General features: G+C 43.7%; 7 protein-coding genes. All 7 read right to left on the bottom strand.

All coding sequences use genetic code 11. From position 1 onward, the window contains the following. Positions 1 to 569: 569 nt before the first annotated feature. The 7 genes from ZX61_RS08990 to dusA all read right to left on the bottom strand — a co-directional run bounded on the left by ZX61_RS08990 (position 570) and on the right by dusA (position 7,603). Positions 570 to 1,346, bottom strand: coding sequence for a phosphoadenylyl-sulfate reductase (locus tag ZX61_RS08990; protein WP_049844317.1), 777 nt, complete (start codon positions 1,344 to 1,346; stop codon positions 570 to 572). After that, positions 1,339 to 3,075, bottom strand: coding sequence for an assimilatory sulfite reductase (NADPH) hemoprotein subunit (cysI, locus tag ZX61_RS08985; RefSeq protein WP_049844316.1), 1,737 nt, complete (start codon positions 3,073 to 3,075; stop codon positions 1,339 to 1,341). Before cysI ends, ZX61_RS08990 begins: the two co-directional genes overlap by 8 nt. Then, positions 3,075 to 4,928 (bottom strand): assimilatory sulfite reductase (NADPH) flavoprotein subunit, encoded by a 1,854-nt coding sequence (locus tag ZX61_RS08980; RefSeq protein WP_049844318.1) that lies wholly within the window; start codon positions 4,926 to 4,928, stop codon positions 3,075 to 3,077. The genes cysI and ZX61_RS08980 overlap by 1 nt, the downstream gene beginning before the upstream one ends. Positions 4,929 to 5,054: 126 nt before the next feature. After that, a complete protein-coding gene (locus ZX61_RS08975) occupies positions 5,055 to 5,285 on the bottom strand; it encodes a hypothetical protein (RefSeq protein WP_049844315.1) in 231 nt (76 codons plus the stop codon). 147 nt (positions 5,286 to 5,432) lie between these two features. Then, on the bottom strand, positions 5,433 to 6,095 hold the full coding sequence (locus ZX61_RS08970; protein ID WP_049844314.1) for a TIGR04219 family outer membrane beta-barrel protein: 663 nt from the start codon (positions 6,093 to 6,095) through the stop codon (positions 5,433 to 5,435). Positions 6,096 to 6,228: 133 nt separating this feature from the next. Then, entirely contained in the window at positions 6,229 to 6,438 is a 210-nt protein-coding gene (gene pspG, locus ZX61_RS08965) for an envelope stress response protein PspG (protein ID WP_049844313.1), read from the bottom strand. A 160-nt stretch (positions 6,439 to 6,598) separates the two neighbouring features. Next, a complete protein-coding gene (gene dusA / locus ZX61_RS08960; protein ID WP_049844312.1) occupies positions 6,599 to 7,603 on the bottom strand; it encodes a tRNA dihydrouridine(20/20a) synthase DusA in 1,005 nt (334 codons plus the stop codon). Positions 7,604 to 7,890: the final 287 nt, after the last annotated feature.

The raw sequence follows: 7,890 nt of genomic DNA, 5'->3' as shown, positions 1-7,890 counted from the left end.
AAACTACTGTGTAATTTTAAAGCTATTATCGTTCCAACAGAACGATAATGAATTGACTGTGCTCGATAACCGAAGTTATCAAATTGGTCACTCAGTTCATTGAAACCTAAATTGTTTCCGAAGAAACCATTTGGATTATCATCAACGAGTGCCCACACAGATTGATAGGTCTATATTTTTAAAGAGCTTCTCTTCTTTGTGATTCGCATCACTTCGGAAGAGGCGGCCATTCTAGCGTTTTAAACTTCAGTGTCAACCACTTTATTAAAAGTTTTTTTCAAGCGTTTCCGCTTAGCTAGTTAGCCTGTCGATTTCGCTTGAACCCTTGCGAGCCCTTGCCCTGTCGACGAGGAGGCATTATAGAGATCGCGCTCACATTGGCAAGCGTTATTTTGAAAAAATTGCAAAAATAACGATTAACAGGCTAACTTTCGCCCAAAGCCTTATTTATCCAACTTTACCCAACAAGAGCAAACAATATATTCACAGAGTTATCCACACTTGCCACTTTTCATACAAAAAGAAAAGGCCGCAAACGCGACCTTTCTATCTATATATAGAGGGAGAAACTAAATTCCAGAGCCATCTTGTTCACTATCATCTTCATGAAGACCACATTCACGCTTCAAGCCGAAAAAGCGGGTTTCTTCTTCACTCATACCCGGTTGCCATTTTTTACTCGTGTGAGTATCACCAACAGATAGATATCCTTCATCACGCAGTGGATGGTAAGAAAGGCCATTCTGCTCTAGGTAGTAGTGAACATCCTTATTTGTCCAGTCGATAACAGGCAGAAATTTAAACACACCATTTTGAATCGATAAGATTGGTAGATTTGCTCTTGATTTTGATTGCTCGCGGCGTAAGCCTGAGAACCAAGTTCCAACTTCTAGTTCATCTAACGCTCGCCTCATCGGCTCGACTTTATTTAGTTTGTTGTATTTCTCTATTCCCTCTATACCTTGTTCCCACAGTTTCCCATAACGCGCTTCTTGCCAGTTGGCACTTTCTTTAGCGCGATAGACTTTGAGGTTTAATGTCAATTGTTCACTAAGTTGATCAATAAAGCGGTATGTTTCCGGGAACAGATAACCCGTATCAGTCAAGATGACAGGAATATCTGGTTTTTGCTCAGTAACGAGGTGCAACGTAACGGCAGCCTGAATACCGAAACTAGAAGAAACCGCAAACTGGCCTTCAAGGTTTTCAAGCGCCCAAGCAACTCTTTGCTGTGCGGTTAGTACTTCTAACTCTGCATTGATTTGACCAAGCTGGAGTATTTGTTCCGTCTTAGTTAATGAGAGTAGCTGCGCTAACTTTGGTTTAGAAGCCACAGAATCAAGCATGTAAGTCCCTCTTCGATACTTTTACCTCTGAGATAATTCCAGCACGGATAGTGAAATCACCAAACCCTTCACCTGTTTCACGTTCTTGTGCCCAGCGACCAACCAGTTGATCGATCTCTTCAAGTATCTGCTTATCGGTGATGTTCTCTTTATACATCTTTGGTATACGCGTTCCGGCTCGGTTACCTCCTAAATGAAGGTTATAACGACCAGGAGCTTTACCCACTAGACCAATTTCGGCCAACATCGCGCGACCACAACCGTTCGGACAGCCAGTCACACGTAAGATAATATTGTCTTCTTCCGGTAAAGCATGCTTTTCAAGGATAGCTTCTACATCAGTAACAAACTGAGGAAGGAAACGTTCGGCTTCAGCCATCGCAAGTGGGCAGGTAGGGAAAGCAACACACGCCATAGAGTTCTTGCGTTGCTCGCTCACGCTATCATCGATCAAGCCATGTTCGCGTGCGATCTTCTCAATCTTGGATTTTTGACTTTTCGAGACACCCGCTACAATTAAGTTTTGGTTGGCAGTCATACGGAAATCACCTTTATGAATCTTGGCAATTTCCGCAACGCCAGTTTTAAGTGGTTTACCCGGGAAATCCAGTAAACGACCATTCTCTATAAATAGAGCTAAATGATGCTTGCCATCAATACCTTCTACCCAACCAATGCGATCGCCACGATCAGTAAACTCGTATGGTCGACTTTCAGCAAACTTAACATCAGCGCGTTTTTCCACTTCTGCTTTAAATACATCAATACCAACACGGTCTAGTGTGTATTTGGTTTTAGCATTCTTACGGTTTGAACGGTTACCCCAATCACGCTGAGTTGTTACTACTGCGGCTGCAACATCAAGTGTTTTCTCTAAGGGAACAAAACCGAAATCATCAGCACGGCGTGCATAGGTAGAAGTATCACCGTGAGTCATTGCCAATCCACCACCGACAAGGACGTTAAAGCCCACCAGCTTGCCATTCTCACCAATCGCAACGAAATTAAGATCATTGGCATGAACATCAACATCATTTTGCGGCGGAATCACTACCGTGGTTTTAAATTTACGTGGAAGATAGGTCTTGCCTAGGATTGGCTCATCACCCTCAGTTGTCTCAACTTTCTCGCCATCCAGCCAAATTTCTGCGTATGCCTTCGTCTTAGGTAGCAAGTGCTCACTGATTTTCTTCGCCCACTGGTAAGCTTCCTGATGCAGCTCTGATTCGATTGGGTTAGTCGTACACAGGACGTTACGGTTAACGTCACCCGCAGTTGCAATTGAATCAATACCAATGCTATTGAGGGTTTGGTGCATTAACTTAATATTCGGCTTAAGAACCCCGTGAAACTGGAAGGTTTGACGCGTCGTAAGACGAATACTGCCATATAGTGAGTGGTCTGTTGCAAACTTGTCGATCGCTAGCCACTGCTCTGGACTGATAATGCCACCTGGCATACGCGCACGCAGCATGACATTGTGTAGCGGCTCCAGTTTTTGCTTAGTACGTTCATTGCGAATATCACGGTCATCTTGCTGATACATACCGTGGAAACGAATTAACTGAAAGTTGTCGGCCGTGAAACCACCAGTAATTCTATCTTGCAGATCTTGTTCAATCGTACCGCGCAGGAAGTTACTTTGCGTTTTTAGACGTTCGTTATCAGAAAGCTTTCCTAACTCTTCACCTAGTACAAGCTGCTTATTATTCTCAGTAGAAAAAGTCATTAGTACACATCCCTTTGATAACGTTTCGCTTTACGTAGTTCGTTAATAAATTCTTCCGCATCATCACGTGACAGTTTGCCTTGTTGCTCGGTAACGTGAATCAAGGCTTCATGGACATCTTTCGCCATGCGAGTGGCATCACCACAGACATAGATGTAGGCACCTTCTTCAATCCACTGCCAAACTTGCTCGGCATTTTCTAGAATGCGGTGTTGGACATAGACTTTCTCTGCTTGATCACGGCTGAACGCCACATCAAGGCGATTTAGCAATCCAGACTTAAGGTACTTCTGCCACTCCACTTGGTAGAGGAAATCTTGAGTAAAGGTACGATCACCGAAGAACAACCAATTTTTACCTTCTGCATCTCGGTTGTCACGCTCTTGAATAAAGCTGCGGAAAGGCGCAATACCTGTACCTGGGCCAATCATGATTACGGGGGTGTTGTCATCTTGAGGTAGCTTGAAGTTATTGTTGTTCTCAACAAAGACTTTCACCTCGCCACCTTCTTCCAAGCGCTGTGATAAGAAGCTCGATGCGCCTCCGTAACGCTTTTCATCTCCCTTGTCGTATTCAACTAAACCCACTGTTAGGTGAACTTCTTCATCCACTTCACTTTGACTAGATGCAATAGAGTACAGACGTGGAGTTAGACGACGTAATAAGCTGATAAGCTCTTCTGCCGATAGCTTAGATTTCTTCTCTGCGAGTACATCAACAACCTGCGTGTTACCTGCGTACTCACGTAATTTGTCTTTATCTTCCACCAGCTTTTGTAGCTTTTTACTGCCAGATAGTTCTGCAAACTTAGTCACTAGCTGAGGGTTAGCCGCTGTGATCTCAAATTTGCTAACCAGTGCGCTATGAATCGATAGGCTCTCCCCATCAACTTCAATGCTTTCTACACCTGATAGGCCCGTTTTAGCTAAAATGGCATTAGCGAGATCGCTGCTGTTTTCAAACCATACGCCTAGCGCATCACCCGGTTGGTAAGTTAAACCTGACTCTTCGAGATCGATCTCTACGTGGCGAACATCTTTACCTGAATCACGGCCTGTTATTTTTTGGCTCGTCAGCAGCGTCGCTGTATAAGGGTTTTGCTTGTTATAAGGAGAATGTCCTGGTGCCGCTTGGCCTACTGGAAGTTGTACCACCTCAGCTTCTGCACCAGAAGATAGCGCCTCTTTTACTTTTTCGAGTGCTGACGCACGCCACTCTGCTGCTGGCGCATCATAATCAACATCAAGATCAACACGATCGATAAACGGAGTCGCGCCTAGTTTAGACAAGAAAGCATCAAAATCTTTGCCCGTTTGACAGAAGAATTCATAACTCGAATCCCCTAAACCAATCACTCCATATTTGAGGTTCGGCAGTTTTGGCGCTTTCTTCGACTGTAAGAATTCATGTAGCTCAATAGCATTATCTGGCGCTTCACCTTCACCATTTGTGGACGCTACGAAAATAACATGCGTCTCTTTAGCGAGGTTTTTGCCTTTGTAGTCGCTAGCATCGAATAGCTCTACCGCGATGCCCTGCGCTTTTGCTTGTTGCTCTAGCGTTTCAGCGACACCTTTGGCGTTACCAGTTTGCGACGCGAAAATAATTGATAGTTTTCCAGCAGGTTTTGCTGCTACTGCGGCAGCCGCTTGATTAATTGGAGCAGAAGCTGCAGCTGGTTGAGCTTGAGCTAAACCCCAGAAATAACCGCTCACCCAAGCCAACTGCTGCGCTGACAGATCTGTTACTGTCTGTTGCAGTGAGCTAAGCTGTTGATCGTTAAGAGGAGCAGCGATTGATGGTAATTCTTGTGGTGTGTTTCCTTGAGAGGACACGTTCTTGTTCAAAGACATGGTCTCGACATCCCTATTCATTGCGTGATGATAGATTAACCACTCTCCTTAATAACAAGAAAGAATAGAAGTGAATGTTTTATAACTTTTAGAATTAAAGAAAGGAGAAGAATTGGCCTAACTCTATTATTTAGCTTCTACTCGGACTTGCTTGAAACCTACCGCCATTGCAGACTTTGACGCAAGGTCTAAGTTCATATAGTGACACTCTTCACCATGAGAGTCCGTTAACAAAACGAAGCCTCCACGCGCATGACGAAACTCAACGATCCAACAGCCTTCTTGGGCTGATGGCTCTATGATGGCTTCAATCAGTTGCTGCTCTCGATAAAGATGTCTAAGTTCATTGATAGTCATGAGATTCCTTTCTCTGGCTAAAACAATATTCCTTGTTAAGCATGGTCAATCGACAAGAAAGTGCTAAATGAAAAGTCTAAATATAAGTAATAGATATAAAAAAACGCCGCGTTATAAGGCGACGTTTTAAAAAGCTTTCTGGTTAGCTTAGAATGAGAAATCGGCCCCAACAAAGAAACCATTGGCGAAAATAAATGGCTTACCAAGTTTTGAATCTGCACCTGGCTTAAAAATCTCTTCAGCTTCAAGATCAATGACTCGATAACCCCCTCGCAACGCAAGAGTGCTACTGCCAAGCGGTAATCGATACTGCAAACCTGCCATCAGGTCAGTACTCTTAATGCCACTATTGTTACCGAAGTTCATCTCACCAATAACATCAAGGTTAGTGTTCGGTACGGTTAACTCTGCGTAGCCATACCAGGCCCAAATCATTTCATCAAAGCTCTTAACTGCATTGGTATCTGCATTCACGTATTTAGTATTGCTCAAGTCACTAAATGTCATACCCGCATCAAAGTGCATTAAATCATGTTCAAGAATGCGGTAATACAAAGTAAGGTCCAACTTATTAAACGCCATATAATCGGCATCGACGGTTGAATAGCGAACCCGCGCATCAGGAACATAGCTCACATCATGCTCTAGCGCGACATAGAAGCTCGGTGTGGTATCACTTTCCCGGCTAACCTCATTCACCTCGGTGTTTGGAAACCACATTTCAGCACCAAACTTAGTGGTTAAAGATGACTCTGCCAATGCAGACGTAGAAACAACAGCTGCCAGTGCAATTGCGGTTTTTAAACCCATGAATGTGACTCTCCGAGTATTAGCGATAGGCAGCCGACCACTTTGCTGCCTCAGCATAGATAACAGTGGTATGCGACAAATACTAAAGCATATTTGTGCGACTAGCCATTAAGTATTTCGCTTTAGATTGCAATTACCTAGGTTGAGCCACATAGGATTTAAAGAACCAAATACCAATTGCAATTACGATAAGCCAAGGCAACAACTTGAATACCGCACCTACCATGCCGAGTAACACCATAACCACCAACGAAAACGCAACGCCTGCGAGTACCGTCACCATAGTCACTCCTGTAACCAACAGTGTCGCAGCAAATACCATAATAAAAATCAGTTCAAACATATGATTCTCCTTAGTTTATATAAACTATCTATCACAATACGTGCCAAATACTCATAGCCACTTAAAGCATTGAAAAACAACAAATTAAAAAGAGCGCTCAATTTGAGCGCTCTTTTTAATTTGTCAATGAGGTAAAATTAACCAAGCATGTAGGTATTTTTTACACATTCAATTCTTTGGGGATTTTTGCTAATGCCGCTTCAACCACTTCAATACCCGAACCTGGTTTATGCGCATTTTCGCTGATGTAACGACGCCATTGGCGCGCCCCTGGCATGTTTTGGAACAAACCAAGCATATGTCGAGTGATATGACCTAAGTAAGCCCCGCTCGACAGTTGTTGTTCAATGTATGGGTACATTTCTTCAACCACTTGAGTACGCTTTTTAACTGGCTTATCTAAACCAAAGATTTGCTGATCGACTTCAGCAAGAATATATGGGTTCTGATACGCTTCACGACCGACCATCACACCATCTAGGTGCTGTAGGTGTTCTTTGCTCTCTGCTAACGTTTTCACACCACCATTGATGGCAATCGTTAAGTGAGAGAAATCTTGCTTTAGCTGATAGGCACGTGGGTAGTCTAATGGTGGGATTTCACGGTTTTCTTTCGGGCTTAAGCCAGATAGCCAAGCTTTACGAGCATGAATAGTGAATTGCTCACAGCCGCCTTTCTCAGAAACGATAGAAACAAAGTCGGTCAGAAACTCATACGAATCTTGGTCATCGATACCAATACGCGTTTTCACCGTTACAGGCACATCAACCACATCGCGCATTGCAGAAATACATTCAGCCACCAGCTCTGGCTCTGCCATTAAGCACGCACCAAAACGACCATTTTGCACTCGGTCGGAAGGACAGCCCACATTAAGGTTTATCTCATCATAACCACGCTCTGCGGCTAACTTAGCACACGTAGCCAAATCCTGAGGGTTCGAACCACCAAGCTGAAGCGCTAGCGGATGCTCTTGCTGGTTATAGGCTAAGAAATCCCCTTTGCCATGAATGATCGCACCTGTTGTCACCATTTCGGTGTACAGCAGAGTTTCACTGGTTAGTAAACGATGGAAGTATCGACAATGGCGATCTGTCCAATCGAGCATGGGCGCAATGGAAAAGCGGTTTGCCGCGTATTTATTGGTTTTATCAATGTTTGTCATGACTTAGCCTTTAATAAATGCTGTACAAATATACAGCAAACTACCTAGAATTATATGGAATTACTTCCGTCAGTCCCCCTATAGTCCCCCTCAGGAGTAGGACAAATGGCAAGCTATAACATCGAAACACGCAAGCTTAGAAACGGTGAACTCAGGTTCAACTTAGTATCAAGTTTGAAGTGCGACACTTGCTACAGATGCGCATGAATATACTCCGTTGGTGTCCTATACCCAAGTCTTTTGCGTGGGCGCGTATTTAATTTGTGTGCAATTTCATTGCAGAGCTT

It is taken from the genome of Vibrio sp. VPAP30 (genome assembly GCF_001188205.1).
Taxonomy (GTDB): Bacteria; Pseudomonadota; Gammaproteobacteria; order Enterobacterales; family Vibrionaceae; genus Vibrio; species Vibrio bivalvicida.
Note: the sequence above shows the minus strand (reverse complement) of the source record. Positions and strands in the feature narration are given on the sequence as shown.